At 48.9% G+C, this 25475-nt stretch carries 25 protein-coding genes and 3 tRNA genes; 13 read left to right on the top strand and 15 right to left on the bottom strand.

Annotated features, from left to right (window positions below):
* Positions 1 to 87 precede the first annotated feature (87 nt).
* Positions 88 to 690, bottom strand: a complete 603-nt coding sequence (locus tag ACRQV7_RS02135) for a hypothetical protein (protein WP_444659253.1) — start codon at positions 688 to 690, stop codon at positions 88 to 90.
* A 142-nt stretch (positions 691 to 832) separates the two neighbouring features.
* Here ACRQV7_RS02135 and ACRQV7_RS02130 point away from each other — a divergent pair, with 142 nt between their 5' ends.
* Both ACRQV7_RS02130 and ACRQV7_RS02125 read left to right on the top strand, forming a co-directional pair.
* Positions 833 to 1729 (top strand): helix-turn-helix domain-containing protein, encoded by an 897-nt coding sequence (locus tag ACRQV7_RS02130; protein ID WP_444659252.1) that lies wholly within the window; start codon positions 833 to 835, stop codon positions 1727 to 1729.
* 81 nt (positions 1730 to 1810) lie between these two features.
* Positions 1811 to 2683: a WD40/YVTN/BNR-like repeat-containing protein gene (locus ACRQV7_RS02125; RefSeq protein ID WP_444659251.1), complete on the top strand. Its 873-nt coding sequence runs from the start codon at positions 1811 to 1813 to the stop codon at positions 2681 to 2683.
* A 359-nt stretch (positions 2684 to 3042) separates the two neighbouring features.
* On the opposite strand, the gene ACRQV7_RS02120 is transcribed toward ACRQV7_RS02125, so the two are convergent.
* The 8 genes from ACRQV7_RS02120 to ACRQV7_RS02085 form a co-directional block, all read right to left on the bottom strand.
* Positions 3043 to 4023 carry an ABC transporter permease gene (locus ACRQV7_RS02120; RefSeq protein WP_275717998.1) on the bottom strand — a complete coding sequence of 327 codons (981 nt, stop codon included), beginning with the start codon at positions 4021 to 4023 and terminating at the stop codon, positions 3043 to 3045.
* Positions 4007 to 5524 (bottom strand): sugar ABC transporter ATP-binding protein, encoded by a 1518-nt coding sequence (locus ACRQV7_RS02115; RefSeq protein ID WP_444659250.1) that lies wholly within the window; start codon positions 5522 to 5524, stop codon positions 4007 to 4009. Before ACRQV7_RS02115 ends, ACRQV7_RS02120 begins: the two co-directional genes overlap by 17 nt.
* Positions 5525 to 5621: 97 nt before the next feature.
* The gene (locus ACRQV7_RS02110) at positions 5622 to 6593 is read right to left on the bottom strand and encodes a sugar ABC transporter substrate-binding protein (RefSeq protein ID WP_444659249.1); all 972 of its coding nucleotides are present in this window, start codon (positions 6591 to 6593) and stop codon (positions 5622 to 5624) included.
* Between the two features lie 54 nt (positions 6594 to 6647).
* The gene (locus ACRQV7_RS02105) at positions 6648 to 7511 is read right to left on the bottom strand and encodes a class II fructose-bisphosphate aldolase (RefSeq protein ID WP_444659248.1); all 864 of its coding nucleotides are present in this window, start codon (positions 7509 to 7511) and stop codon (positions 6648 to 6650) included.
* Positions 7512 to 7516: 5 nt separating this feature from the next.
* On the bottom strand, positions 7517 to 9007 hold the full coding sequence (locus tag ACRQV7_RS02100) for an FGGY-family carbohydrate kinase (protein WP_444659247.1): 1491 nt from the start codon (positions 9005 to 9007) through the stop codon (positions 7517 to 7519).
* Positions 9008 to 9044: 37 nt separating this feature from the next.
* Complete coding sequence (locus ACRQV7_RS02095) at positions 9045 to 9821, bottom strand: SDR family NAD(P)-dependent oxidoreductase (protein WP_444659246.1); 777 nt, start codon at positions 9819 to 9821, stop codon at positions 9045 to 9047.
* 37 nt (positions 9822 to 9858) lie between these two features.
* Positions 9859 to 10356 carry an ureidoglycolate lyase gene (locus ACRQV7_RS02090; protein WP_275718004.1) on the bottom strand — a complete coding sequence of 166 codons (498 nt, stop codon included), beginning with the start codon at positions 10354 to 10356 and terminating at the stop codon, positions 9859 to 9861.
* Positions 10357 to 10386: 30 nt separating this feature from the next.
* The gene (locus ACRQV7_RS02085) at positions 10387 to 11214 is read right to left on the bottom strand and encodes a MurR/RpiR family transcriptional regulator (RefSeq protein ID WP_444659245.1); all 828 of its coding nucleotides are present in this window, start codon (positions 11212 to 11214) and stop codon (positions 10387 to 10389) included.
* Positions 11215 to 11574: 360 nt separating this feature from the next.
* Between ACRQV7_RS02085 and ACRQV7_RS02080 the strand changes: the two genes are divergently transcribed.
* The 4 genes from ACRQV7_RS02080 to ACRQV7_RS02065 all read left to right on the top strand — a co-directional run bounded on the left by ACRQV7_RS02080 (position 11575) and on the right by ACRQV7_RS02065 (position 15780).
* Positions 11575 to 13245: a ribulokinase gene (locus ACRQV7_RS02080; protein ID WP_444659244.1), complete on the top strand. Its 1671-nt coding sequence runs from the start codon at positions 11575 to 11577 to the stop codon at positions 13243 to 13245.
* A gap of 14 nt (positions 13246 to 13259) precedes the next feature.
* Positions 13260 to 14105 (top strand): transketolase, encoded by an 846-nt coding sequence (locus ACRQV7_RS02075; RefSeq protein ID WP_444659243.1) that lies wholly within the window; start codon positions 13260 to 13262, stop codon positions 14103 to 14105.
* Positions 14106 to 15059: a transketolase family protein gene (locus tag ACRQV7_RS02070; protein ID WP_444659242.1), complete on the top strand. Its 954-nt coding sequence runs from the start codon at positions 14106 to 14108 to the stop codon at positions 15057 to 15059.
* 373 nt (positions 15060 to 15432) lie between these two features.
* The gene (locus ACRQV7_RS02065) at positions 15433 to 15780 is read left to right on the top strand and encodes a cupin domain-containing protein (RefSeq protein ID WP_444659241.1); all 348 of its coding nucleotides are present in this window, start codon (positions 15433 to 15435) and stop codon (positions 15778 to 15780) included.
* A gap of 214 nt (positions 15781 to 15994) precedes the next feature.
* Here ACRQV7_RS02065 and ACRQV7_RS02060 read toward each other — a convergent pair.
* The 4 genes from ACRQV7_RS02060 to ACRQV7_RS02045 all read right to left on the bottom strand — a co-directional run bounded on the left by ACRQV7_RS02060 (position 15995) and on the right by ACRQV7_RS02045 (position 17722).
* Positions 15995 to 16080, bottom strand: a tRNA-Tyr gene (locus ACRQV7_RS02060).
* A gap of 195 nt (positions 16081 to 16275) precedes the next feature.
* A tRNA-Thr gene (locus tag ACRQV7_RS02055) sits at positions 16276 to 16351 on the bottom strand.
* Between the two features lie 325 nt (positions 16352 to 16676).
* Positions 16677 to 16753, bottom strand: a tRNA-Pro gene (locus ACRQV7_RS02050).
* A gap of 252 nt (positions 16754 to 17005) precedes the next feature.
* A complete protein-coding gene (locus ACRQV7_RS02045; protein WP_275717900.1) occupies positions 17006 to 17722 on the bottom strand; it encodes a GntR family transcriptional regulator in 717 nt (238 codons plus the stop codon).
* A 232-nt stretch (positions 17723 to 17954) separates the two neighbouring features.
* Between ACRQV7_RS02045 and agaB the strand changes: the two genes are divergently transcribed.
* The 7 genes from agaB (at position 17955) to ACRQV7_RS02010 (ending at position 23720) form a co-directional block, all read left to right on the top strand.
* Positions 17955 to 18434, top strand: coding sequence for a PTS galactosamine transporter subunit IIB (agaB, locus tag ACRQV7_RS02040; protein ID WP_038321955.1), 480 nt, complete (start codon positions 17955 to 17957; stop codon positions 18432 to 18434).
* A 96-nt stretch (positions 18435 to 18530) separates the two neighbouring features.
* A complete protein-coding gene (gene agaC / locus ACRQV7_RS02035; RefSeq protein WP_444659240.1) occupies positions 18531 to 19334 on the top strand; it encodes a PTS galactosamine transporter subunit IIC in 804 nt (267 codons plus the stop codon).
* Positions 19321 to 20139, top strand: coding sequence for a PTS galactosamine transporter subunit IID (agaD, locus tag ACRQV7_RS02030; protein WP_444659239.1), 819 nt, complete (start codon positions 19321 to 19323; stop codon positions 20137 to 20139). The genes agaC and agaD overlap by 14 nt, the downstream gene beginning before the upstream one ends.
* 130 nt (positions 20140 to 20269) lie before the next feature.
* Positions 20270 to 21055 (top strand): glucosamine-6-phosphate deaminase, encoded by a 786-nt coding sequence (locus ACRQV7_RS02025; RefSeq protein ID WP_444659238.1) that lies wholly within the window; start codon positions 20270 to 20272, stop codon positions 21053 to 21055.
* Positions 21056 to 21191: 136 nt separating this feature from the next.
* Positions 21192 to 21617, top strand: a complete 426-nt coding sequence (locus ACRQV7_RS02020) for a PTS sugar transporter subunit IIA (protein ID WP_275717896.1) — start codon at positions 21192 to 21194, stop codon at positions 21615 to 21617.
* A 40-nt stretch (positions 21618 to 21657) separates the two neighbouring features.
* Positions 21658 to 23382 (top strand): phosphoenolpyruvate--protein phosphotransferase, encoded by a 1725-nt coding sequence (gene ptsP, locus ACRQV7_RS02015; protein WP_444659237.1) that lies wholly within the window; start codon positions 21658 to 21660, stop codon positions 23380 to 23382.
* A 68-nt stretch (positions 23383 to 23450) separates the two neighbouring features.
* Positions 23451 to 23720 (top strand): HPr family phosphocarrier protein, encoded by a 270-nt coding sequence (locus tag ACRQV7_RS02010; protein ID WP_444659236.1) that lies wholly within the window; start codon positions 23451 to 23453, stop codon positions 23718 to 23720.
* Between the two features lie 7 nt (positions 23721 to 23727).
* Here ACRQV7_RS02010 and pfkB read toward each other — a convergent pair whose 3' ends face one another.
* Entirely contained in the window at positions 23728 to 24657 is a 930-nt protein-coding gene (gene pfkB / locus ACRQV7_RS02005; RefSeq protein ID WP_444659235.1) for a 1-phosphofructokinase, read from the bottom strand.
* Between the two features lie 19 nt (positions 24658 to 24676).
* Complete coding sequence (locus ACRQV7_RS02000) at positions 24677 to 25393, bottom strand: GntR family transcriptional regulator (RefSeq protein ID WP_444659234.1); 717 nt, start codon at positions 25391 to 25393, stop codon at positions 24677 to 24679.
* Positions 25394 to 25475 lie beyond the last annotated feature (82 nt).

Here is a 25475-nt window from a genome sequence, read left to right as displayed (position 1 = left end):
CCCGCGCTGAAATTGTGTAAATTGAGCCCTGCCGGAGGCAAAAAAATACCCAGGCAATCCGCCTGAGCATTTTAGCCGCAATAGCATTTATAAGACTGTAAAACCGAACTGTTCGCTGAAAATCTTTCTCAGCTGCCGGACGAAGTCCCCTTTGCCCATCACGCCAGTCGCCTGATAGCCCTGATCCCGGAATTTCCGGGTCAGCTGCTCCGGGTGCTCCGTATACAGGGGCTGGCGCAGCATACTCTTTGACGCCGCGCAATCGACGCCGCTGTAGAAAAACCGTTCCACGCTGCAGAAAACCCGTCCTTCCTGCATTTTACAGGCGATCAGCGTTACCGGGACCAGATCACCGCTTTCCGGACCGCCGCATCCCTGCAGCCGTTCAAAAATCAGATCGACCGGCACGCTGTAGGAGGAGCTTCCGTTCGCGGCGGACAGAAAATTCTTCATCATGCCGTTCAAATGCCGCGCGTCACACGGAAAATTCCCCCGCATGCGCTCTCTGGCCTTGAGGATTCGGTACTCCGGATTGAAAACGCGCAGTGCCGCAAGCTCCGGAACAAGATCGGCGGAAGCACTCCCGTCGTAGGTGCAGTCCGTAAACAGCCTGCGCAGCGAACGTCCCCTCGCCGCGCGTCTGCTGTAGTCTCCGCAACAGGAATCACAGACGGATTCTGTCGTGCTCATCGTTTCCCTCCCCTTTCCTTTCACAGCTGTCAGAAAATTCTTGATCCTTCTTCTGATAACCAGTATAATGATAGTATCATCGATTATCTATCGGAATTTTGCCTATTTTTATAACAATATTACAATCATGGAGGACAGCGCCATGAAAAAACTAATCCTTCGGAAAAACCTTTCCGAGGAGTCGCCGCACGGAGATTACGGGTTCCCGTTTTTCCTCAGCCACGAGATTCTCTCCGAATATGAGCACGCGAGCTTTGAGGTCCACTGGCACCCCGATCTGGAATTTACCGTTGTTCTGGAAGGGGCGATGGAATATCAGGCAAACGATACCGTCTACATCCTTACGGAAGGCTGCGGGATGTTTGTCAACGCGAACGTCCTGCACACCGCAAAATCGTACGAAGGGCAGGATTGCTCATATCTGGTCATTACATTTAACCCCGTACTGGTCTTCGGACATGAAAACAGCACGATTGAAAACGTCTATGTGCTGCCGGTCATCCAGTCGCAGAACTGCCCCTCCCTTTACCTGAGTCCGAAAATCCCCCCGCAGAGGCGGATGATGCAGCTCATCAGGGAAATCAACCGGGCGTACACGGAAAACGGCCTCTGCCGGGAGCTGCAGATCAAGGGCAGGCTGTGCGAGCTGTGGACTCTGCTTTTCCGGGAGCTGCAGGGCGTGCTTGCCGAAAAAGACAGCGCCGGCTCCAAAGACATCCTTTATTTAAAGCAGGCGCTAAACTATATCCACAGCCATTACTCCGAAAGGCTTACGCTGGAAGGGCTGGCCGCATCCTGCAATATCAGCAAGAGCGGATACTGCCGCTTTTTTAAAAAGACCATGCACCAGACCCCTTTTGAATACCTGTTGAAATACCGGATTGAAAAAAGCATCCCGCTTCTTTTGAGCGGGGAGTACAATGTCACCGAAATCTCCGAAAAGGTCGGCTTCTCCGGCGCGAGCTACTATTCGGAAAATTTCAGGAAATACATGAACTGTTCCCCGACGGAATACCGGAAAATGCACGCATCTCCATAAAAGCCACGCATTGGCAGCCCATTCACAGCTCACTGTCAGCGGACGCGAATATCCAAAATGAGAAGGAAGGAAAATACAATTATGGGCATGGTTAAAAAGCTTCAGGGCCTCAGCGGCCTCATCACGGTGTTTATCGTCATCGGCATCGCGGGGGTATTTCTCACCTACAGGGCGGGAGGCCAAAACACGCAGCAGACAATTGACAACATCGCCCTTTTGCAGGCGAACGGCTCCTATACGCTGAAAGACGGAAAATTCGTCATCAGGGACGGTAAGGGGGCGACCTGCACCGTACCGCTTGAAACCGGCACGGGCGATCCGGCTTCCTATTTCAGCGATAAGGCGGTCTACCTGTCCGACGAAGTGACCGCCGTTGCGTATGGCGGAACCGAAGCGGACAGCGGCATAACGGTCCTCGTCAGCGGCGACAGGGGGAAAACCTGGAGCAGCACCCGGGTGGCGGAAGCCGGGGCGGATCATGCCGAAACCAAATTTCTCGGATTCCTTTCGAAAAAAGACGGGTGGCTGGTCACCGCGGGCGATGTCGCGTCGGGGTCCCAGAAAAACCGCGTTTTTCTGACGGCGGACGGCGGGAAGAGCTGGTCTGAAATCGGCAATACAAGCGAAGCTTACCCGCATGTTGTGACCGGAGCGGGCTTCGCAAGTCCGACGACGGGCTTCCTGTCCTTCCGCTATGACAGCGATCGGAACCCGGTCGTGTACCGAACGCAGGACAAGGGGAAAACCTGGGTGAAATGCGCCATCGAGCTGCCGCCGGAGCTGAAAAATGTCAATTCCTATCCCACGGCTCTGTCCCCTGCTTTCCACGGCGCGTCCGGCGTTTTGCCCGTTGCCATGACGGACAATGGCACCGGAGCGCAGACGCAGATTCGTTATATCACGGATGATTACGGCAAAACATGGACGTTTGACAAAAAGAGTCTCCCGCAATAAATGCGAGTGCAGAAAATCATGGCCTGAAACGTGCCGACGGCACGTTTCCTGACGGCCTTCCAAATCCTGGCAGTAAAAAGCAGGCAAGACTTAAAGGCTTGTCTGCTTGTCTGTTTTTTGGGGTGGGAGAGGACGGATATGGCTGAGAAGTTTGCTGAAGTGAGCAAATATCGATAAACGAAAAGGCGGGGCAGCGATAAGCTGCCCCGCCTTCCTTATGAAATGAAATTGATTTAATATCAATCAGCAAAAGCGGTGAGATATATTATACCCAAGAAAAAATATATAAAGCCCGGCACTCTTACGCTACTGCCAACTCGTTAAATCAGAATATGAATATTGTCTAAAAGAACATGACATTATTTATTTTTTTTCTTTTTTAAGATATCAATATATACTGCCGCTAAAATAACGATACCCTTAATGACAAGCTGCCAGTAAAACGATACCTTAAGCAGATTTAAACCGTTATTTAAAACGCCAATAATAAGCGCACCAATCAGTGTCCCGCCAATCGTTCCAATACCGCCGTTAAAGCTGGTCCCACCAAGAACGGCCGCGGCAATCGCATCTCCCTCATATGCATTTCCTGCGGTCGGCTGACCGGAATACATTCTGGATGCCAGTACAATACCGCCTATGGATGCCAAAATGCCGCAGATGGTATAAACCCATATCTGAACTGTTTTCACTTTAATTCCAGAATAGACGGCAGCTTCCACATTTCCGCCGGTAGCATACATCCTTCTTCCAAACCGTGTTTTATTCAGAATAATGGAGGAAAGAACGATGAGGATCGCAACCATCAAAACCGGAATCGGCACAGGGCCTATATATCCGTTCCCTATCGCATTAAACTGGGGATCCGTGCTGGCAACCGATCTTCCCGAAGTGATTATGTAGGATATGCCCCTGATTCCCATCTGTGTTGCAAGGGTAACAATAAACGGCGGCATGTTTGTGTAAGCAATAATCAATCCATTAATCAGTCCGAACACGGCGCCCATTAAAACGCCGATTAAAATTGCGGGGATACACGGCATCCCCCGTTCAAGAAGAATTACAACGGTAACGCCGCTCGCCGCTAAAACAGAACCGACGGATAAATCGATTCCTCCGATAATTAATACGAATGTCATGCCAAAAGCAAGCGTAGCATTCGTACATACCTGCCGCAAAATATTGAATAGATTATCCGGGGCCAGAAACATTGTGGTTGTAACAGAAAGCACCAGCGTTAACCCTGCCAATCCGATTAACGTTCCCGCGTTATCTTTCAGGTAGTTGATAACTGGATTCGAGGACTTATCAGACAGGGCCAATTTATTTGCTATTTTCATTATTCCATCCTCCTGCGGCGTAATACATAATTTTTTCCTGAGAAATTTCTTCAGTTTCCACATCAATGATTTTGACTAATTCACCCTCATGCATGACGGCGACACGGCTGCTCAAATTGATAATTTCCGGCAGTTCCGAAGATATTAAAATAATGGATACCCCGTACTGTGCAATCTGATACATCATCTGATAAATTTCCGCTTTGGCCCCTACATCGATTCCTCTGGTAGGTTCATCAAGAATTAAGATTTTAGGCTCCGTGGCAAGCCACTTGGAGATAACGATTTTTTGCTGGTTTCCGCCGCTTAATTCCAGAGCCAGCTGATTCCTGCTTGACATCTTTATCGAAAAAGTATTGATATAATTATCAAGAATTTCATTTTCCTTTTTATGATCCGTATGGATAAACCGGATAAACTTCTCTAAAATTGATATTGTCGTGTTAAATGATACCGTCTGATTTAAAAACAGGCCGTCTTCTTTTCTGCTTTCAGGAACAAGCGCAATCCCGTGCTGAATCGCATCCTGCGGACATCTAATTTTTACTTCTTTGCCGTCGATGAAGATTTTTCCTGAATCCAGCGGGTCAATCCCAAAAATGGCACGGGCGAGCTCTGTTCTTCCCGCTCCGACCAATCCCGAAATTCCGAGGATTTCACCTTTTCTCAAGTTCAAATGAACATTTTTTAAATACTGATTGTTGAACCCTTCAACCCTCAACAGATCCTCACCAATATTAAGCTTGACTTTTTGGAACACCTCTTTCAGTCCTCTGCCAACCATCATTTTAATCAGCGTATCGGGACTCAGCTCTTGCGTAGTCATACTGCCTACACGCTCACCGTCCCTTAAAACGGTAATGGTGTCTGCAATCTTAAATATTTCATCCATTCGGTGAGAAATATATATAATTGCAACATTTGCTGCTTTTAATTTCTGAATTTGTAGAAATAGATTTTCAATCTCCGTATTACTCAGAGATGCGGTAGGCTCATCCATAACAATGATTCTTGCATTTGTGGAAAGCGCTCTGCAAATCTCGACCATTTGCTGCTGAGCAATGCTCAGTCTTCCGACATGTGTTCTTGCATCAATTTTCATATTCAGAGAATCCAAAATTTTCTGCGCTTCTAAAACCATCGTTTTAAAGTCCAAGAAGCCTTTTACTTTTCCCGTAATTTCTCTGCCCATAAAAATATTTTCCGCGATAGAGAGGTTGTTAGCTAAGCAAATCTCCTGATGTATTAAACTGATGCCGTATTTTTGTGCATCCGCCACGCAGCTGATCAGGGCATCTTCCCCGTTCACTTTGATTTTTCCGGAATCCATGCTGTAAATTCCGCCCAGTATTTTCATCAGCGTTGATTTTCCCGCGCCGTTCTCTCCCATAAGGGCATGCACTTCTCCCTGTTTTACGGAAAAACTCACATCATGCAAAACTCTTACTCCAGGAAAAGCTTTATTGATATTTTCCATTTGAAGAATATACTCATCCATCATTTACGCCCCTTTGTGAGTCAGAAATTGAAATTTTAAAAGTAAAACGGGCAGATAATCATCTTGCGTTATTTACCTGCCCGTTTTGAATCGTTTTTAATTAGCTTGCGGCATTCGATTTATCAACCAGCTCAACCGGGATTTTTATATCGGCTTCCACCTTTTCACCGGCCAAAATCTTATATGCGGTTTCGATGCTGACAGAACCGATCTGCTTGGGGAACTGCGCTGCGGAAGCAAGCATTTTGCCATTGGTAATCATATTTCTGCCGTCCTTGGAACCGTCAACACCAACGACTTTAATCTGATTAATTTTTCCGGCGCTTTCAATGGCGGCAATGCAGCCAATTGCGGCAGGATCGTTTAATGCGAACACTCCAACAATGTCGGGGTTGGCCTGCAGAATATTTTCCATAACGGGAAGAGAAGCGTCCGTTGCCGGTTTGCCTTCCTGCTTGTTTACAATCTTTATGTTCGGATATTTGGAAATTCCGGCTTCAAATCCGTCTCCTCTGTCTTTGCAGACCTTAACCACACTGTAGTTGTACATGGCAATATTACCTTTTTCATTGATTGCTTTTGCAAGTGCCTCCGCTATCAGCTCGCCCGCCATGTAGTTATCGGAAGCAACCGTAGATTTCACTAAGTCAACATCGTCTACTGGAGAATTGAAAGCGATAACCGGAATATTCGCTTTTGCACAGGAATCCAAAGCGGATTTAATTCCCTTTGAATCAACAGGGTCGACTAAGATGATGTCCATCTTTTGCTGTACCATGTCTTCAATGTCATTAATCTGCTTCGCGCTGTCCAAATTTGCATCGGTTATACTCAACTGATCGCCTTTATTAAGCGAACTTTCAAGGCCTTCTTTAATTTCCAGATAGAAGGAATTAGCCAAATTTGCAACAGAAACACCGATCTTAACTGTTTTAGCCGCTTCACTTCCTGCTTCAGCCTGTGATGTCGCTTCTGAACCTGCTGCAGCCGACGGGGAATCGGTCGCTGAGCAGCCAGCAAAAAGAGCTGCTGTCATTGCTAATGCCAAAACAATCGATAAAAACTTTTTCATTTTAAAACTCCTCCAAATAATAAATAATTATATAGTCAATATATAATTCTCAGTTTACGCTTTGTCCCCGGAACCAACCAGGTCAATTTTTTGCCTGACCAAGTCCTCCGCGCTTTTCATTGCAACAGCAAACACGCTTCTCGGATCAAATTCATCCGGACTTTCTTTGATAGACTTTAAAATACCGAGGTAATACGCATACTTTAGTTCTGTAGCAATATTCAGTTTACTGATGCCGTGTTTCACACAATCACGGATAATTTTGTCCGGAATGCCGGAGCCTCCGTGCAAAACCAGCGGGATGGAAACCCTGCTGCGGATCTGGGAAAGCCTTCCAACATCGATCTGCGGAACTCCTTTATAAAATCCATGTGCCGAACCAATTGCTACCGCAAGAGAATCGACATTGGTTTTCAAAACAAAATCCGCTGCCTGTTCCGGGTTCGTCAGGTTATCCCTGCTGAGTCCCCCCGCTTTGTTGAAAGCATCTCCTTCATTTCCCCCGATCAGTCCCAGCTCCGCTTCCACGCTGACATTCTGTGCATGCGCCGTTTTCACAACCTGCTGCGTCCGCTTTATATTTTCCTCATATGGAAACCCAGAGCCGTCAAACATAACAGAGGTGTACCCATGTTCAATGCAGTCTACCGTTCTTTCGTACGTATCTCCATGATCCAGATGGAGTACCACCGGGATATGTGCCTTTTTGGCAAAAGACTGAACCATAGAGCTGATTCTTTCTATGCCCGCATACTCAATCTCTACGGGATGTGTTGCTACAATAACAGGAGAATTCATTTTTTCAGCTGTTTCAATAACGGTTTTTATAAACTCAAGATTACAAACATTGAAGGCGGGAACGGCATAATTCCCTTTTTTTGCTTTTTCCAGTACTGCATTCATTGTAACTAAGCCCAATGATTTTATCCTCCTTTCTTTAATATCTTATCTAATTCTGACGTAATTTGTATATTTGTAGCATAGAGTTGCTTATACACTTTTTGATAGATCTTTTCATAAACCGCGTGAGCTTCTGGATCGGGGTAAAAAGTCTTCTCCGTTTTCACTTGAATATTTTGATTTTCAGAGTAAATACCGGCAGCATGTCCTGCTAAAAGTGCGGCACCGAAAGTAACCGCTTCTTTTACCTCCACTGTTCTTATCGGAATATTTAGAACATCGGCTTTGCACTGCAGCCAAAAATGGTTTGCTGTTCCTCCGCCGATTGCCAGAATATCATCAATCCCGCTTTTTTTGCCCTGCTCCAGGACCACTCTGAATTCATAGCAAAGTCCCTCGATCACAGCTCTGAGCAAATCCGCTGTTGAGGTATTCAGTGTAATTCCTGTAAACATTGCTTTGGCATCGCTGTTCATTTCAGGCGTATAACAGCCGTTAAGGTGAGGCAGAAAGACAACTCCTCCGCTGCCGGTAGAGCTCTCTCCGCACTTCTTTGAATATAAACGATAAGTATCCTCACAGACATCCGCGTTTAATATATTCTCAATCGCCCAGTCAATCGTACGGCCGCCGCATGGAATTCCGCCTATTTTATAGAACTTGTCTTTAATTACATTATCACCCCACAGGTACCCGTTAAAAGACTGACCAAGCTCTACAGATCCCTCTATCATGCAGACAGATTCCGTCGTTCCCATTGAAGCCACCACTGTGCCCGGACAGCTTGCCCCCACTCCAAAACAGCCTACCATATGGTCAAAACCCGCAAGAGTAACAACCGCTTCCGAATTAATATTCAGCTCCCGAGCTACTGACGAAGTGATTTTTCCCAATACGGAACCTGATTCGATTAAATCCGGCATAAGTGATTTTTTTATGCCTGTAAGCTCAAATATTCTGTCGGACCACCGACGCCCTGCGATGTCTAACGCCATGGTGCGCGACGCCGACGAATACTCCATTCTGTCCTGACCCGTGAGCATTAATCCAATGTAGTCATTTAGGCAATGCCACTTGAATGCGTTTTGATATTCAGAAAAATGGTGCTTCTTCAGCCACCTGATTTTTTGCAGGCTGAAAATATAATGAGGATCCAGTCCTGTAATATGATAAATTTCAGTACTGTCGAGTTTTTCTTTGTCTTTTTCTACGATTTCCTGCGAGCCCGTGTGGTACCAAGGGATTACGCGGGTCAAAGGAACACGATTTTTATCTATCAGCAATCCGGACTCGCCCTGACTGCTGATACCGATTCCGGCAATTTGCTGTCCCTGGTTTCTATTTGTCGCAAGTTTTTTAATGCAATTCTTCAGATTATTCCATACAAAATCCGAATCATAATCTTCTGCATTGCTAACCATACTGAATTTTGCCCCGTCAACATAATCTCCATTTTGGTCATAAATGTGTAATTTGCAATTCGTGGTTCCAATGTCTATGCCCATCAGCAACATTACTATGGTCCTCCCTGCAACGAAAGTTGAAAATAGATTACCAGGCTGTATAACCGCCATCCACCAGATAGGTGGAACCCGTAGCATAACTGGAGGCGTCTGAAGCAAGGTATACCGCAATACCGCGCAGCTCAGACGGCACACCGGATCTGCCCATCGGCGTCATGCTGAACCATCTGTCAATCATAGGATCTTTGCTCCGATAATGTTCCTCACTCATTTCTGTACGCATATAACCCGGGCAAAGCGCATTGACCCGGACTCCCTTCTGCGCCCATTCTGTTGCCATGCTCTTGGTCAGCATAATAATACCGCCCTTGGAGGCATTGTAAGAACATTGATTTTGCGGTGTGTTGACAATCATGCCGGACATAGAGGCAACATTGATAATGTTTCCTTTACCCTGCTTCAGCATGACTTTTCCTACCGCCTGAGAAACAATAAAACAGCCATTCAAATTCGTATTGATAACCGTATTCCAATCATCCAACGGCATGCTTTCCGCATCACCCAGAATACAGACACCTGAATTATTGAAAAGCACATCAATTTTTCCAAATTCCTTCAGAACTGCATCGACCATGGCGTTAACCTCGTCCGGTTTTGTAACGTCCATTTTAACCGTTAGGCATTTTACTCCCAGCGCCTCAATTTCAGCTTTGGCCTGGTCCGCCGTTTTCATATTCCTTTGTGCAATAACAATATTGGACCCTGCGTCTGCAAGCGCCAGAGCCATCTCTTTGCCAAGGCCCTGCCCTCCGCCTGTAATGATTGTTACTCTATCTTTTAAACTAAAAAGTTCCTGAATACTCATTTTTTACTCTCCTATACAATGATATTAAAATGATTGACTATACCTCAATTTCAATCCAATCCGCCTCGTCGTACTGTACTTCATGGCAGTCGTTCGCATATGTTCTTTCCGGCAAAACGATCAGATGATTTACAAATTCCTTATGTACAGGAACAGGTGCATAGTGCCAAACACCGGTATTCATTTTCACCAGTGTTCCCTGAGGGACATAAAAAGCAACTGTTTCCTCCGGAACCGGTTTGAGGTTACTTGCGGGAGCAACATAAAGAATTGCATCGTCGTTTACCGGCATCCAGGCCTCTGCGGTAAAATTGTGATATTCACTTGCCTTAACAATAATTTTTTCTGGCTTTTGTACTTTAAGAATGGAAAAAGTCAGCTCCATGCTCGGAGAAACATGCATGGAAACCGGGTCACGGTAAAATGTACACGGTCCTTCCCCTAAATTGTTTGTCTTTGGATCCGTAACACTCACATAGGATCCAAATGGAGCAAAGGCTGCCACACTTAACTCCTGTGCCTTAATTTTTCTCATCTTCTCTTCCTTTCTTGCATTAAAAACATATTAAAATTGCTGGGACCGGATCAATTTGGAAATATTGTGATGATATTCCAATGCATAGTCCCAGTTTTTAACCGCTACTCCGGTACAGAGAGCATCTAAAATTGCGAGCTGCGCGATTCTGGACGCAGTTGCCAAATCGTGTGTCTGATAATTTTTGCTGTATGTCAATAGAACACAATCGCTGAAAAGTGCAATTTCAGATTTTGAGTTCTGGGTTAAACTGATAACCGGTACGCCGTTGGAATGTGCAATCTTCACATTTAAATTGGTAATCTTTGACTCTCCCGACAGGGAAATGGCAACCGCCAAATCGTTTTTTCCCAGCGACTGTGCCAATAACATCTGAGCGCCCTGATCCTGCTCCACCTGAGCCTTTTTTCCGATATTGGAAAAGTGCCAAAAAGCATCATAAGCGACCACATACGAACTTCCTATCCCGAAAAAGGCGATCTTTTCCGCTTGATTGATCATGTCCACCGCTTTAATGAAGTCATCCTTATTCAGCATTTCAGTAGTGTACTTCAAATCCTCCTGTTCAGAAGCCATAATTTTTTGAAACACATCCATAGAACTGTCCGTCCTCAGTATGCTTTCAGGAACCGGCTGTTCATTATCCGCGCCAAGATCTTTTGCCAGATGGATCTTAAACTCATAGTATCCTTTAAAGCCAATTTCTTTTGAAAAACGAACAACACTTGCTTCGCTGACCGAGATTTCCTCTGCCAGCTGCGCCGCCGTCAAATCCAGCGTTTTTGCAGGATTTGCAATTACATACATCGCCACTTTTTTCTGCTGAGATGTTAGCTTATGCTGCATGTTTTTTACCAATACCAAAGTTCCGATATTTTCGACGCTAATATTATCTATGCCGATCGCCCCCTTATCAAACTTATTCGGAGTCTGATTGCAAATCTTTCTCTGAAATTCGTCGTGAATGAATATTTCATTCGTATGCAGTTATAATATCTTTATTTGCTAAGAATGTCAATAGTTTTTAAAAAATTAATATTTTTCTATTCTTTTTAGTTGATTTTTTGAGGTTATAGTGAATATTTAATTCATAATTTGCTTGACAAGCTCCTTTCTGTAGATTATATTTAATGTGAAAAGTGAGTTTTTAGCCAGACATCATATTGGTTGAATTATTATTTCAAATATTCAACCGTATAATATAAGGAGGACTTTTTCATGGAGACCAAATTGGTGATTGGTGCAGATTTTGGAAGTGACTCTGTTCGCGCAATAGTCGTAAACGCTATAACGGGTGAAACTAAAGGGGAAGCTGTATGCGCATATCCAAGGTGGGCGGAAGGAAAATATTGCGAACCGGAAAATTATCAATTCAGGCAGCACCCGCTGGATTATCTGGAATCTTTTGAAAAATGTGTTAAACAGGCCGTTCTTGAATGTGGACCAAACGCAGGCGAACACGTCTACGCCATCTCCGTTGATACAACGGGGTCAACTCCCTGTCCGGTAAACAGAGAGGGGATTCCCTTAGCTCTTTTGGATGAATTCCATGAAAACCCCAACGCAATGTTTCATTTATGGAAGGACCATACCGCTATAAAAGAAGCTCAGGAAATTAATGATAGATTGTCCAATTTCAACGGAATTGATTATCTCAAATTTCAAGGCACCTACAGTTCCGAATGGTGGTGGGCCAAAATACTTCACACTTCGCGTGTTGATCCGCGTGTGAAAGAAGCAGCCTGGTCCTGGGTGGAGCACAGCGACTGGATTCCGGCCGTTCTTACCCATCACACAGACCCCCTGACGATGTACCGCTGTTCCTGCGCTGCCGGTCACAAGGCACTTTGGAACAGCGAATTTAACGGGCTGCCCTCGACAGATTGCCTGAGCAGCATCGATCCTTATCTGGGAGTTGTTGCAAGGCGTTACGGCAGCGGCCCGCAAAATGCGGGAACCTGTCTCGGGCCAATATCAGAAGAATGGGCCGACAAGTTGGGAATCAGTGAAAAAGCTGTTGTCGGCGGAAGTTCCTTTGACGCGCATGCCGGTGCGGTTGGCGCAGGGATCAAACCAACTACCCTTGTAAAAGTTGTGGGTACCTCCACAGTCGATATGCTGATTGAAAAATACGATAATTTAAAAGGCAAAAATTTAAAGCAGCTTTGCGGACAGGCAGAAGACTCCATCATACCGGGCTATGTAGGGATTGAGGCCAGTCAAGCGGCATTCGGCGACATTTTTGCGTGGCTTCGCAAAACGTTGATGTGGCCAACACATAATATTTTAAACCATACTTCCCTTATCACGGACGAACAAAAAGAAAAATTAACAGAAGAACTTCAGGAAAAAATGATTTCCACGCTTGAGAAAAATATACATTCCGTCCCTAAAGTATCCAATATCGTAGCTTTGGACTGGTTCAACGGAAGAAGATATCCAAATATTAATGAAACACTGCAAAGTGGTATATACGGGTTGAAGCTTGGTACGGAAGCTCCCGATATTTTTGAAGCTTTATCAATGGCGGCATGTTTTGGTTCCAAAACTATTTTCGACAGCTTGGTATCGGCAGGAATAGAAATTAAAGAAATCATTGCGGTCGGCGGCATTGCCCGCAAATCTTCTTATTCCATGCAGTTGATGGCAGATGTTCTTAACCGTCCGATTCACATTTCCGCAGCAACTCAGGCCTGCGCACGTGGCGCAGCCATCTATGCATCGGTTGCCGCCGGAATTTATTCCTCAATTCCGGAAGCACAGGTCCATATTTGCGAAGACTACATAACGGACTATTACCCCCGTGAAGAATATGTTGCCGCCTATGCAAAAACTTATGAAAAGTTTTTGAAATTTGGAAATTTTGTAGAATTCAGCGGTCAACAGTGATAGGAGTGCCAAGTATGAACAAAACGGAAAAAAATCAATTGCAGAAACTGGCGTGCAAAGTGAGAATGGGAGTGATCGAGGGCGTATACAACGCGAAATCGGGGCATCCGGGCGGAAGCCTTTCGGCGGCCGACCTTTTCACCTACCTGTATTTTAAGGAAATGAAAATCGACCCCAAAAATCCGAAAGAGGAAAACAGGGACCGCTTTGTGCTTTCCAAGGGGCACTGCGCCCCGGGACTGTACGCGACCCTGGCTCTGAGGGGCTATTTCCCGATGGAGGAAATGAAGAAGCTGCGCCATATCGGCGCCATGCTTCAGGGACATCCGGATATGAAGGGGACCCCCGGTGTCGATATGAGCACCGGATCGCTCGGGCAGGGCGTTTCCGCCGCCTGCGGCATGGCCGCCGCCGGGAAAATGGATCATAAGGACTACCGCGTGTACTCCATTCTGGGAGACGGCGAAATCGAAGAGGGCCAGGTCTGGGAAGCGGCCATGTTTGCGGCCCACCACAAGCTGGACAACCTCTGCCTGATTGTGGACAACAACGGACTGCAGATCGACGGTTCCGTCGCCGAGGTTGGCGGACCGGAGCCGATCGATGAAAAATTCCGTTCCTTTGGCTTTGACGTTCAGGTCATCAACGGACACGATTTTGACGAAATAGAAGCCGCGTTCCATCACGCAAGGACCGTAAAAGGCAGGCCGAGCGCGATTATTGCAAAGACCGTCAAAGGAAAAGACGTGTCCTTTATGGAAAATCAGGTGGGCTGGCACGGCACCGCCCCGAACGCGGAACAGTATGAAACGGCAATGCAGGACCTGAACAGGGTACTGTCCGGATTGGAGGCGGAATAAATGGCTGAAATGGTAAAAAAGGCAACAAGAGAAAGCTACGGCGAAGCGTTGGCGGAGCTGTCTGAAAAATATCCGCAGGTGGTTGTGCTGGACGCCGACCTTGCCGCAGCAACGAAGACGGGTGTATTCAAAAAAGCCTGTCCGGACCGCTTTATCGACTGCGGCATTTCGGAGTGCAACATGGTGGGCGTGGCCGCGGGCCTCGCAACCTGCGGGAAGATCCCGTTCGCCACTTCCTTTGCGATGTTTTCGGCGGGTCGCGCCTTTGAGCAGGTGCGCAATTCCGTCGGATACCCGAAATTGAACGTCAAAATCGTCGGTTCGCACGCGGGCATTTCCGTCGGCGAGGACGGTGCGACCCATCAGTGCAACGAGGATATCGCGCTGATGCGGACGATCCCCGGTATGGTCGTGCTCAATCCGGCTGATCATTATGAAATGAAGGCCGCCGTCAAAGCGGCGATCGAGCATCACGGCCCGGTCTATCTCCGCCTCGGCAGGCTGGCGGTGGAGAGCTTCAACAACGCCGACGACTACCGGTTTGAGCTGGGCAAGGGCGTCACCCTGCGCGGCGGCAGGGATATCACCATCGTGGCCACCGGCCTGATGGTTTCCCGTGCGCTGAAAGCGGTCAAAACACTGGAGGAGCAGGGCATCGACGCACGGCTCATCAACATCCATACGATCAAGCCGCTTGACCGCGAGCTGATTGTCAAGGCCGCGAAGGAGACCGGGAAAATCATCACCGTCGAGGAGCACAACGTCATCGGCGGACTGGGCGACGCGGTGTGCGGCGCTGTCTGCGAAGCGTTCCCCGTTCCGGTGATCAAGATCGGTGTGAACGACGTCTACGGCCATTCCGGCCCGGCGGTCGACCTGCTGGACGAGTTTGGCCTGAACGCCGGCCATATTGTCGAGGTGACAAAGAAAGCCATTACAAAGCAATCATTATAAAATTAAGGTGAAAAAGACTTCATTTTGACAAAGCACTGCTTGGGCTTAAATCCCAAGCAGTGCTTTTAAATACCGGAGTAAGAAATTTATATCGTTAAAATAATTGCTATTATTCTTCAGAACATCTATTGATATAGATGTATAGCTTTGCTATACTTATTTTAAGTCGCTGATAACATCACATATAAAATTGGAAAAAGTCAAAGGGTGCACCTTGCTTTCGCCGGTTATCGCTCTTGGTTTGTACGATGTCGTGATTGTATGTATGATGGATTTCGATTAGGAGCACAATGTGTCTCCCTTCCTTTTAAGTTGCCCTAATGTTTATGAAATACAATGGGAGTGTAACCCTTTTATTTAGTGGAGGATAATTATGCTAAAAAAAGTGAATCTCAAATCAGCGGTAGATGCTGTTGATAAATTGTATGTATACGAAAAAATAGGGCGGTTAAACGGTCACAATCTCAGCGTTGTAAATGTAGAAAACCGCACTTTGGATTTTCATATTCATGAAAATTCTGATGAATTATTTTATGTTATCAAAGGGAGTTTTCACCTGGAAGTTGATGAAGGATTAATAAAAGTGGATGAAGGTGAATTGATCATTGTTCCAAAAGGGACGAGACATAGGCCTGTTGTTAGAGCTTTGACGAAATTTTTGATGATTGAACTCGACGGTACACTAAATAAGGAAAACAGTGGAGATTTGTACGAGAGCTAACCCCGTACACATGGTATAAGCATAATCTGCAGTGCATAAAGTGCCATGAACTTTGTATAAAACCCAGTTGCAAAAATTATAATGACATTTTACATCCGTCTAGCGCCTCTTCGGAGGTGCTTTTCTTATATCATTTTTAAGAAGAAAAAACTTGCTAAGTATAATTTGCAAGCACAAAAAAGACAAAAGCATATACTTTTGTCTTTTTTGGTTTTGGTGGGAGAGGATGGATTCGGACCATCGAAGCTATAAAGCAACAGATTTACAGTCTGCCCCCTTTGGCCACTCGGGAACTCTCCCATATTCTATTGATAAGTTTGCACTTATTTGCAAATGGAGCTGGCAAACGGACAAAACCGCCACGCTTCGCTCGCGCTTTTACGGCTTGCACCATAGGTGCTACGCCACATTTTGCTAAAAACCTGCCACCGGCAGCTTTTCTTAACGCAAAATGCCCTCTTAGGCTTCAAGCCCGGTTAAGACCTGAGTAAAAATTGGAGCTGGCAGACGGACTTGAACCCCCGACCTGCTGATTACAAATCAGCTGCTCTACCAACTGAGCTACGCCAGCATTTTCAGCACTCGACTAATATATCATCTTACGGTTTATTTGTCAAGCAATTCGATGAAATTTCTGTCTTTTCCGGCTGTACCGGCAGATTCCGCCAATCAACCACTTACGACGAAAAAATGGCGCCCAACACCATGAGCTGGGTCCCATTTCTGGCCGAGGTGACAGGGTTCGGGTATTGGCACGCTCAACCCGCGTACCGCGAATCCCTCCGGCTTTCCCGGGGCGCAGGCTGCCGTCCTTTTTCTCCTAACCTGCACCGGCTGTTTCTGCTTACCAATCGCTTTACCATAGAAAAAGGCCCGCACCTGCGGACCTTTTTCTATGGTCGAGGTGACTGGACTCGAACCAGCGGCATCTTGGTCCCAAACCAAGCACTCTACCAAGCTGAGTTACACCTCGCCGCTGACGATATGCACGGTGAAATCCCCCGCACCATGCGGCTAAAAGCTTTCACTGTCAATGGCAGTCAATCTGCGCCCGCATCATCGGGCAGCCCTATCATTATATGTAATATGCGGGTCATTGTCAAGCGGATTTATAAAATTAGCAGTTTTTTGGCAGACTATAACCGGACGATTTTCCCTTTCAATTTTCGCCTTCCACCGGCTTCGCGCACAGCAAAGCCAGCCGTACCCGCCGAAAAGACGAAAGTTACTTCCGGTTATTCAGCTCAATTTTAAAAACGTATTTGTCCCCCCGCACCACGGAGGAAGTATATTCCACCAGGCAATCCCCTTCATAGCTGAAGCGCTCCAGCAGAATGCAGGGGATTCTGGGGGAAATCTTCAGCAGCTCGCACTGTTCGGAGTCCGGGAGGATGGGAATAAAGGTTTCGGTCGCGCGGTCCACCTTCAGCCCATACTTGGTGCTGAGGTAATCATAAAGCGACCGGCTTTCCACCGCGTCCACATCGATATGCACGAACCGGTTTTTCGGCAGATAGGTGGTTTCAATGACCAGCGGATAGTCGCGGGCCGAGCAAAGCCGCACCAGCTTGTGGTAAGCTTCCCTTCTCTCCGCCCTGAGCTTCAGGGCAAGGCTTCGGCCGAGGGTAATCGTTTCATAGCTTAAGACATGGCTGTGAAAGGAGATATTCTTATTTTTCAGGTCATCGGTAAAGGTATAAAACTGGGAGAGGCTTTGTTCAAACACCTTTGGCTTTACAAAAGTACCGATGCCGTGGATGGTATAGACCATGTGCTCCTCTTCCAGTAAAGCCAGCGCCTGCCTTACGGTCGACCGACTGACTTTATACATCTGGCACATGTCGCGCTCCGACGGAAGCAGGCCGTTTTCGGGGTATTCGTGGCTGTTGATGTACTGCAGGATATGGTCGTGCAGTTCCTGATACAACGGCAGATTCGGCATTGCATATACTCCTTTCCCGTCTTTTTCGACAGTAAATAAACCATCGTCAATTTAAATAAAAACCATGGTTCTATTCTATCATAAAAAGACCTATTGTACCAGTGGTATCGATTGAAATTTGAGACCTGTTTTTGAACTGGTTGAAAAAAAGTCATAATTGTTGTATTTCTGTTCATGATATGTTAAAACTTATCTAACAAATCTGAAACAACTGAACGAGGGGTGATTTTAAGTGGGAAATCCAAACATACTGTTGACGAGAATCGACAACCGCCTGGTCCACGGCCAAGTGGGGGTCACCTGGACGGCGACGCTGGGTGCAAATCTGCTTTTAGTCGCAGATGACGACGTGGCTCACGATGAAATACAGCAGCAGCTTATGGCAATGACTGCTGAATCTTCCAGTGCAGGGATCCGTTTCTTCACTTTGCAAAAGACCATCGACATCATCGGCAAAGCGGCTCCCAGCCAGAAAATCTTCATTATTTGCAGAACGCCGGCGGCTGTGCGTACTCTGCTGGAAGGCGGCGTGCCCATTAAGGAAGTCAATGTGGGAAACATGCATTTTACCAGCGGCAAGCGTCAGCTGAGCAAAAAAGTCTATGTCAATGACAAAGACATGGAGGATTTGCAGGCGATTCAGGCGATGAATGTAGATCTCTATATTCAGGATGTCCCGGGCGACATCAAAGAGCACATACCCAAGAAATAAATCCATTGGAGAGGAAAGGGGGAACATCACCGGCATTATCGGCAGCTTTTACCGTATGGCGAAACTTCTGGAACAAAAATAAAGGGGGAAAAACTAATGGCAATTACTTTAGCTCAAGGCATTGCGCTTGCTATTATGGCAATTATAGTCGGCGTTGACTTCTGGCTTGAGGCTTTGTTTATTTTCCGGCCAATCATCGTCTGTACTCTGACGGGTATCATTTTAGGCAACGTTCCGCTGGGCCTTATGGCGGGCGGACTGACGGAGCTGGCCTTCGCGGGTCTTACGCCCGCCGGCGGCACACAGCCGCCGAACCCTGTTCTGGCCGGCGTTATGACCACGGTCATCGCCTACACCACCGGGAAGGATCCCGCAACGGCAATCGGGCTTGCCCTTCCGTTCAGCTTCCTGATGCAGTATATCATTCTGTTCTACTACTCCAGCTTCTCACTGTTCATGAAGAGGGCCGACAAATACGCGGAAGAAGCGGACGGCAGGAGCCTTACCCGCCTGAACATGCTCACAACGGGAATCGTGGCCGTTACCTACGGCGTTGTCGTCTTCCTCTGTGCCTATGTCGCACAGGACGCGATGCAGGCCCTCGTAAAGGCAATGCCCGAATGGCTGACCCACGGCTTTGAGATCGCGGGCGGCATCCTTCCGGCGGTCGGCTTCGGCATGCTGCTGAAGGTCATGCTGAAAGGCGAATTCGTTCCATACCTTATTTTAGGCTTTGTCATCGCAAGCTTTATTCCTTTTTCCAATCTGCTGCCGGTCGCCGTCGTCGGCGTGGCCATGGCGCTGATTGTGTTTAACAATGAAAGAAACAACAGAAAAACTGTGGTTGCAACCGGTGTTGCATCTGAAGGAGAGGGAGATGACGGCAATGAAGGAATCTGAGAAAAACACGGCTCCTGAGAAAGTACTGACCAGAAAAGACATTACCAAGCTCGGTTGGCGCTCTTCCCTGCTGCAGGCCAGCTTCAACTATGAAAGAATGCAGAGCGGCGGCTTTTTGCTGGCGCAGATGGAATGTCTGAAGAAAATCTACAAGAACGACAAGCAGGGCCTGTCCGAAGCAATGACGGATAACCTTGAGTTCATCAACACGCACCCGAACCTTGTCGGTTTCCTGATGGGCCTGTTGATTTCCCTGGAAGAAGCCAAAGAAAACAGAAGCACCATCAAAGGCCTGAAGGTCGCCCTGTTCGCACCGCTCGCCGGTATCGGCGACGCGATCTTCTGGTTCACCCTTCTGCCCATCATCGCGGGGATTACCTCTTCCATGGCGATGAGCGGAAGCATCGTCGGCCCGCTGCTGTTTTTCGCGGTTTACCTGACCATCTTTATTCTCCGTCTCGCGTGGACGCACGCCGGCTACAACCTGGGCCTGAAGGCTGTCGACACGCTGAGGGAATATTCGGGAATCATCTCCAAGGTCGCCACCATTCTGGGCGTCACCGTGATCGGCGGACTGATTGCATCTTATGTGCACATTTCCCTTCTGCCGGAGATTGTGGTCAACGCCTCAAAAACGGTATCCGTTCAAGAGGATTTTCTTGACAAAATTTTCCCGAACATACTGCCCTTCGCCTATACTTTACTGATGTATTTCTTCCTGAAGAAGAAGCAAATGAGCCCGGTTGTGCTGATTGCGGCCACCTTCGTTCTTGCGATTCTTCTTTCCTTCCTGGGTATCCTTTAATTTCGAAAAGTGTCGGGGGTACAGTTCTCTGTACCCCATTTCACTATCATGGTTTGCCGAAGCTGTTGCGGGAGCCGACCGGCCCCTGTAAACGGGCGGAGCCAACGACTTCCTATCGGAGGATTCAGCGATGAATTTACAGAAAAACAGGGAAGGAACCTCTTCCCTTCATAACGAAAATACGGGCAGCTCTCCCAAAACAATCATTTGTGATGACTTTGAGGCGATGTCGCAGCGCTGCGCGGACTTTCTTTGCGAGGCCGTGAAAGCGAAGCCGGATTTGCTGCTGTGCTTGGCTGCGGGAAACACCGCGGTCCGGACCTATCAGATTCTGAAGGAGCGCTCGGATTCCGGCGAAGCGGACTTCAGCAGGGCGGAATTTGTGGAGCTGGACGAGTGGCTGGATTTGGAAGACGAATCGGAAAACTGCACCTCGTTTCTGTTCCGGAATTTTTACGCGCCGCTTCATATTGAAAAGTCGAAGATTCGTTTATTTGATATTCACGCGAAAGACATGGAAGAAGAATGTAAAAAAATCGATCGGTTTATTTTTGAACGCAGCGGAATTGATTTTATGCTTTTGGGATTGGGAATGAACGGCCATCTGGCCCTGAACGAGCCGGGTTCTTCCTTTGAGAGCTGCGCCAAAGTCGTCGCCCTCGACCCTGTCACCCAAAAGGTAGGGCAAAAATATTTTTCAAAGCCTGTCCCGCTGTCCAGAGGGGTTACTCTGGGAATCCGCCACATTCTGGACGCAAAGCAGGTCGTTTTGCAGGCGGGCGGAAAAGCCAAGGCGGAAATCGTAAAAAAGGTTTGCCTCTCCAAGCCGACGCCGACGCTGCCGGGCACGGTCCTGCAGCTTACGAAAAACGGGGTCGTGGTTCTGGACCGGGACGCCGCTTCGGAAATCCTGTAGGCGGACTTCCTTACACCTTAGAAGAAACCAGGCAGTTTTTGGGAAATCCCATTGCGGCCCCGTTCCAGCCGGGAACGCCGCGCCGTACGAAACTGCCTGCAGTATAGATTGCTTATAAAAGGAGTAATATAGAACGATGATCGGAGTATTGATAACCGGACACGGCAGCTTTGCCACCGGAATGATGAGCGCGTCCAGGCTGATTGTTGGACCGAGGGATAAATATCTGGGCGTGGATTTTGTGGAATCGGACAATGTCGACACGCTCTCCGATAAGCTCAGGCAGGCGATGAAAGCGCTCGGCGACCAGATTCTGGTTCTGGTGGACCTGGCCGGCGGATCTCCCTTCAAAACCGCCGTTACCCTCAAAAGCGAATTCCCGGACAAAGAAATCGAAGTCATTTCCGGTCTGAATATGCCCATGCTGACTTCCGTCCTGCTGGAAGAGAAAGAAACGATGGAAGAAACCGTTCAGGGCGCAATGGAAATGGGTGCGGTCGGCATCAGGCAGTTCAAAAGGAAACCAAAGCTGCAGCAAACCCCTGCGGGAGACGGGATATAGCCGAACCTTTCCGGCATGTTTTTAAGGAGGCACAAACCATATGATTTATCACGGCAATCCCGTTTCAAGAGGAATTGCGGCAGGTCCCGTTTTTCTTTACCAGCCTTTTACCGCCGCCGTCAGCGAAGCGCCGCTCGAAGAAGGCGCGGCCGCGGAGGCGTTAAACAAATATGAGGCCGCGCGGAAAAACGCGGAAACGGAGCTCAAAGCCATCCGTACCCGCCTGCAAACCGCCGACCCCGAAAAAGCGAAAATTTTCACCGCGCATATCGATATTCTGTTTGACGAGGCCATGGACGGCGATATCCGCGAGCTGATCGAAAGCGGCCGTTACTCGCCGGACAGGGCGATTGCCGAAGTCTTTGAAAAATACGCGCGGATTCTCGGGAAATCCCCCGACCCGCTCATCAAGGAGCGCGCGTCGGACATCCGGGACGTAAAAACGCGCCTGATCCGCGTCTGGAACGGCGTACCGGAGAAGAACCTGTCCTCTCTCCCCGCTCCCGCGGTCATCGTCGTCCACGACCTGCTCCCGTCCGACACGGCTACCCTGGACCGGAAAAACGTGCTGGCCATTGTCACGGAGATCGGCGGAAGCACGTCCCATTCGGCCATTATCGCCAGAAGCTACGGAATCCCCGCCATTCTGGGCGTGGAGAACGCGACGGACCACTTTTCCCAGGGGGAGACCGTGATTGCCGACGCGCTGGCCGGTCAGGTGATCAGCGGGCCGACGGCGGAGCAGCTTGCCGACTGCGCCGAAAAGCGCCGCCGGTTTCTTGCACAGCAGGCCCGGATCAACACGTATATGGAGAAAGAAGCCGTCACTCCGGACGGGGTGCGGGTGGATATCGAACTGAATCTGGCCTCCGTCAGCGAGCAGTCGCTGGAAGGGGCCAAATGCACCGACGGCGTCGGCCTGTTCCGCACGGAATTCCTGTACCTGGGCAGGGACAGCCTGCCCACCGAAGAAGAGCAGTTTGCCATTTACCGCGAGGTTCTCACTAAATTCGGCGACCGCCCCGTAACGCTGCGCACGCTGGATGTCGGCGGAGACAAAAAACTCGACTGTCTGAACCTTCCGCACGAGGAAAACCCGTTTCTGGGCAACCGCGCCCTGCGGCTCTGCTTTGACAGGCCCGATATTTTCCGCACGCAGCTCCGCGCCGCTTTCCGCGCTTCCGTTTACGGCAATCTGTGGATCATGTTCCCCATGGTCGCCAGCATGGACGACATCCGCCGCGCCAAGCAGGCTGTTTCCGAAGTAAAGGAGGAACTGACCGGCGAAGGAATCGCGTTTTCCCCCGAAGTAAAGCTGGGGATTATGATTGAAATCCCCTCTATCGCGCTTCTGGCGGATTTTGCGGCGAAGGAAGTCGACTTCGCCAGCGTCGGAACCAACGACCTGTGCCAGTACACCATGGCCGTCGACCGGCTGAACCCCGCCGTCAGCCAGTATTATCAGAGCTACAACCCGGCTCTTTTCCGCCTGATCCACACCGCCGCGAAAAGCTTCATTGAAAACGGCAAGCCCGTCTGCGTCTGCGGCGAGCTGGGAGGCGACCGCCTCGGCGCCGCGGTGCTGATGGGGCTGGGCGTGCGCAAGCTGAGCATGAGCATTTCCTCCGTCGCGCAGACCAGAAAGCTGATCAACGAGCTGCCGATGAAAAAGGCGGAAGAAATCGCGGCAAAAGTGCTTTCTCTTTCCACCGCAAAGGAAGTGGAACAGTACCTGAACGACGCTTTGAAGGACATCCTTTCCTGAACACTGTTCCCTGCTGTCACTGAAACAAAAAAACAACCATTTTCATAAGTAACAAGGAGGCATCCGCCATGTATTCCAAAAAAACAACCATTAACAATAAGACCGGCCTGCACGCCCGCCCCGCTTCCGACTTTGTGAAGTGCGCTTCCCAATTCAAATCGAAGATCACGATCAAAAGTCTGGAAGACGGTGAATCCGCAAGCGCGAAATCCATTATCCTGATTCTGGCGCTCAGCCTGAGCCAGGGGATGAAGGTCGAGATTACCGCAGAAGGCGAAGACGAAGGAAAAGCCGTCGATACCTTGGTCGCGCTGATCGATTCCAAATTCGGCGAATAATTTCAGATTAAAGCCGGTTTACCACCGTGCCGGACAGAAGCCGTTTCAGGTCGTCCTCACGGAAGCAGCCGGTTTTTTCATGCAGCGCATTGGCCGAAGCGACGGACAGCGCAAAGCGGATGGTCTCCTCGAGAGGAGCATTCCGCACCATCCCGACGGCAAAGCCCGCGACCATGCTGTCGCCGCAGCCCACGGTGTTGACCACCTCGATTTTGGGGCATACGCCCTGAAAAACGCCCTCGTCCGACACGACCAGCGCCCCGTCCCCGCCCAAGGAGATCACAATTAGCTCGATTCCGCCGTCATGGAGCTTTTTCGCCGCTTCGATCAGTTCTCCGCGAGAGGCAGCGGCGATTCCCGTCAACTGGCGGATTTCGTCCGCGTTGGGCTTGATCATCGTCGGTTTTGCCGCGATGCTTTCCCGGAGCGCGGCCCCGCTGGTGTCCAGAATCACGCGCTTCCCCGCGCTCTTCGCGGCCGCGATCAGCTTGCCGTAGTAACCGGCGGGGGTCCCGGCCGGAACGCTGCCGGAAATCGTGATCACATCGCTTGTTTCCACGCACTGCAAATAGGCCCGGTAAAAATCTTCCAGCGCGCTTTCCGTAAGCCGCGCGCCGGGCTCCAGAAATTCCGTATGCTCGCCCGTGGATTCGTCCCTGACATTGATGCAGCAGCGGGTTTCGGCCCCGGAATCGGTAAAACAGCCCTCGATTCCGTCCTGCGCAAGCAGGGACCTGAAATAAGCGCCGTGAAAGCCGCCGACAATGCCCGCGGCCAACACCTTTTCCCCCGCGAGGGAAGCGACCCTCGCCACATTGACGCCCTTGCCCCCGGCTGTTTTGATGCAGCTTTTTACCCGGTTGACGCTTCCGGTACGGCAGGAGTCCATTTTGTATAACTGGTCGATTGCTGTGTTGAGTGTAACGGTAGTAATCATGCTGTTCTCTCCTATTGCTTTATCGCAGAACGATATTGTATTTCAGCCGGTCGCCGCGGACGATGCTGTCGCAGTACTCCACAAGGACGCCGCCGGCGCTGGTAACCCGTTCCAGATGAAGCGCGGGCTGGTTTGCGGCTGTTTTCAGCGCTTCCGCCTGGCTTTTGTTCACCAGTACCGCTTCAAAGGATTCCTTTGCGGTATTCGGCGTAATCCCCTCCAGAAGATGCAGCGAATTGTACAAACCCTTTTCAATGACAATGCCGCCGGTAAGATCCGGGCAGATTTTGCAGGGAATATACGATTTCTCCAACGCAAACGGCGTATTGTCCGCACAGCGCAGCCGCTGTACGCAGAAAAGCTCTTCCTTTTCCGGAAGGCGGAGCGCTTCCGCCGCGACGGCATAGGCAAGCCTTTCAAAAGAAATCAGCTGATTGGTAATGGTATGGCCGTGATCGGGCATATTATTTCCGAAGCTGTAGAAGGACGACAGCTCCTGCTCCACCTTTGGCTGAAGGATATAGGAGCCCTTTCCCTGCTTGCGGTAAATCAGCCCCTGTGTTTTCAGTCCCTCCAGCGCCAGCCTGACCGTCATGCGGCTGACCCCGTACTGCCGGCAAAGCTCGGATTCGGTAGGAAGCTTTTCCTCCGCAGGCCACACGCCGCTTTCAATATTGTTCTGAAAAATATTCTGAAGCTGGCGGTAAAGAGGAATCGCGCTGTTTTCATCCAACATGTTCTCACTTCCTCATTTATCTATTTTGTATATTGACAATCCCTTTCGATAATCTTATTATAATGTTATAACAAGTTTTTGT

Origin of the sequence: Caproiciproducens lactatisolvens, from assembly GCF_052443335.1 — a bacterium.
Taxonomy (GTDB): domain Bacteria; phylum Bacillota; class Clostridia; order Oscillospirales; family Acutalibacteraceae; genus Caproiciproducens.
The sequence above is the reverse complement of the archived record's forward strand: the minus strand, read 5'-3'. Positions and strand labels throughout refer to the sequence as shown.

Coding starts and splice junctions, on each gene's coding strand:
- ACRQV7_RS02090 (WP_275718004.1), bottom strand. CDS start 10,356: ATGAGAAAAATTAAGGCACAGGAGTTAAGTGTGGCAGCCTTTGCTCCA.
- ACRQV7_RS02120 (WP_275717998.1), bottom strand. CDS start 4,023: ATGAAAATAGCAAATAAATTGGCCCTGTCTGATAAGTCCTCGAATCCA.
- ACRQV7_RS02070 (WP_444659242.1), top strand. CDS start 14,106: ATGGCTGAAATGGTAAAAAAGGCAACAAGAGAAAGCTACGGCGAAGCG.
- ptsP (WP_444659237.1), top strand. CDS start 21,658: ATGATTTATCACGGCAATCCCGTTTCAAGAGGAATTGCGGCAGGTCCC.
- ACRQV7_RS02025 (WP_444659238.1), top strand. CDS start 20,270: ATGAATTTACAGAAAAACAGGGAAGGAACCTCTTCCCTTCATAACGAA.
- ACRQV7_RS02080 (WP_444659244.1), top strand. CDS start 11,575: ATGGAGACCAAATTGGTGATTGGTGCAGATTTTGGAAGTGACTCTGTT.
- ACRQV7_RS02115 (WP_444659250.1), bottom strand. CDS start 5,524: ATGATGGATGAGTATATTCTTCAAATGGAAAATATCAATAAAGCTTTT.
- ACRQV7_RS02125 (WP_444659251.1), top strand. CDS start 1,811: ATGGGCATGGTTAAAAAGCTTCAGGGCCTCAGCGGCCTCATCACGGTG.
- ACRQV7_RS02045 (WP_275717900.1), bottom strand. CDS start 17,722: ATGCCGAATCTGCCGTTGTATCAGGAACTGCACGACCATATCCTGCAG.
- ACRQV7_RS02110 (WP_444659249.1), bottom strand. CDS start 6,593: ATGAAAAAGTTTTTATCGATTGTTTTGGCATTAGCAATGACAGCAGCT.
- ACRQV7_RS02020 (WP_275717896.1), top strand. CDS start 21,192: ATGATCGGAGTATTGATAACCGGACACGGCAGCTTTGCCACCGGAATG.
- pfkB (WP_444659235.1), bottom strand. CDS start 24,657: ATGATTACTACCGTTACACTCAACACAGCAATCGACCAGTTATACAAA.
- ACRQV7_RS02000 (WP_444659234.1), bottom strand. CDS start 25,393: ATGTTGGATGAAAACAGCGCGATTCCTCTTTACCGCCAGCTTCAGAAT.
- ACRQV7_RS02095 (WP_444659246.1), bottom strand. CDS start 9,821: ATGAGTATTCAGGAACTTTTTAGTTTAAAAGATAGAGTAACAATCATT.
- ACRQV7_RS02065 (WP_444659241.1), top strand. CDS start 15,433: ATGCTAAAAAAAGTGAATCTCAAATCAGCGGTAGATGCTGTTGATAAA.
- ACRQV7_RS02130 (WP_444659252.1), top strand. CDS start 833: ATGAAAAAACTAATCCTTCGGAAAAACCTTTCCGAGGAGTCGCCGCAC.
- agaC (WP_444659240.1), top strand. CDS start 18,531: ATGGCAATTACTTTAGCTCAAGGCATTGCGCTTGCTATTATGGCAATT.
- agaD (WP_444659239.1), top strand. CDS start 19,321: ATGAAGGAATCTGAGAAAAACACGGCTCCTGAGAAAGTACTGACCAGA.
- ACRQV7_RS02135 (WP_444659253.1), bottom strand. CDS start 690: ATGAGCACGACAGAATCCGTCTGTGATTCCTGTTGCGGAGACTACAGC.
- ACRQV7_RS02100 (WP_444659247.1), bottom strand. CDS start 9,007: ATGTTGCTGATGGGCATAGACATTGGAACCACGAATTGCAAATTACAC.
- ACRQV7_RS02075 (WP_444659243.1), top strand. CDS start 13,260: ATGAACAAAACGGAAAAAAATCAATTGCAGAAACTGGCGTGCAAAGTG.
- ACRQV7_RS02010 (WP_444659236.1), top strand. CDS start 23,451: ATGTATTCCAAAAAAACAACCATTAACAATAAGACCGGCCTGCACGCC.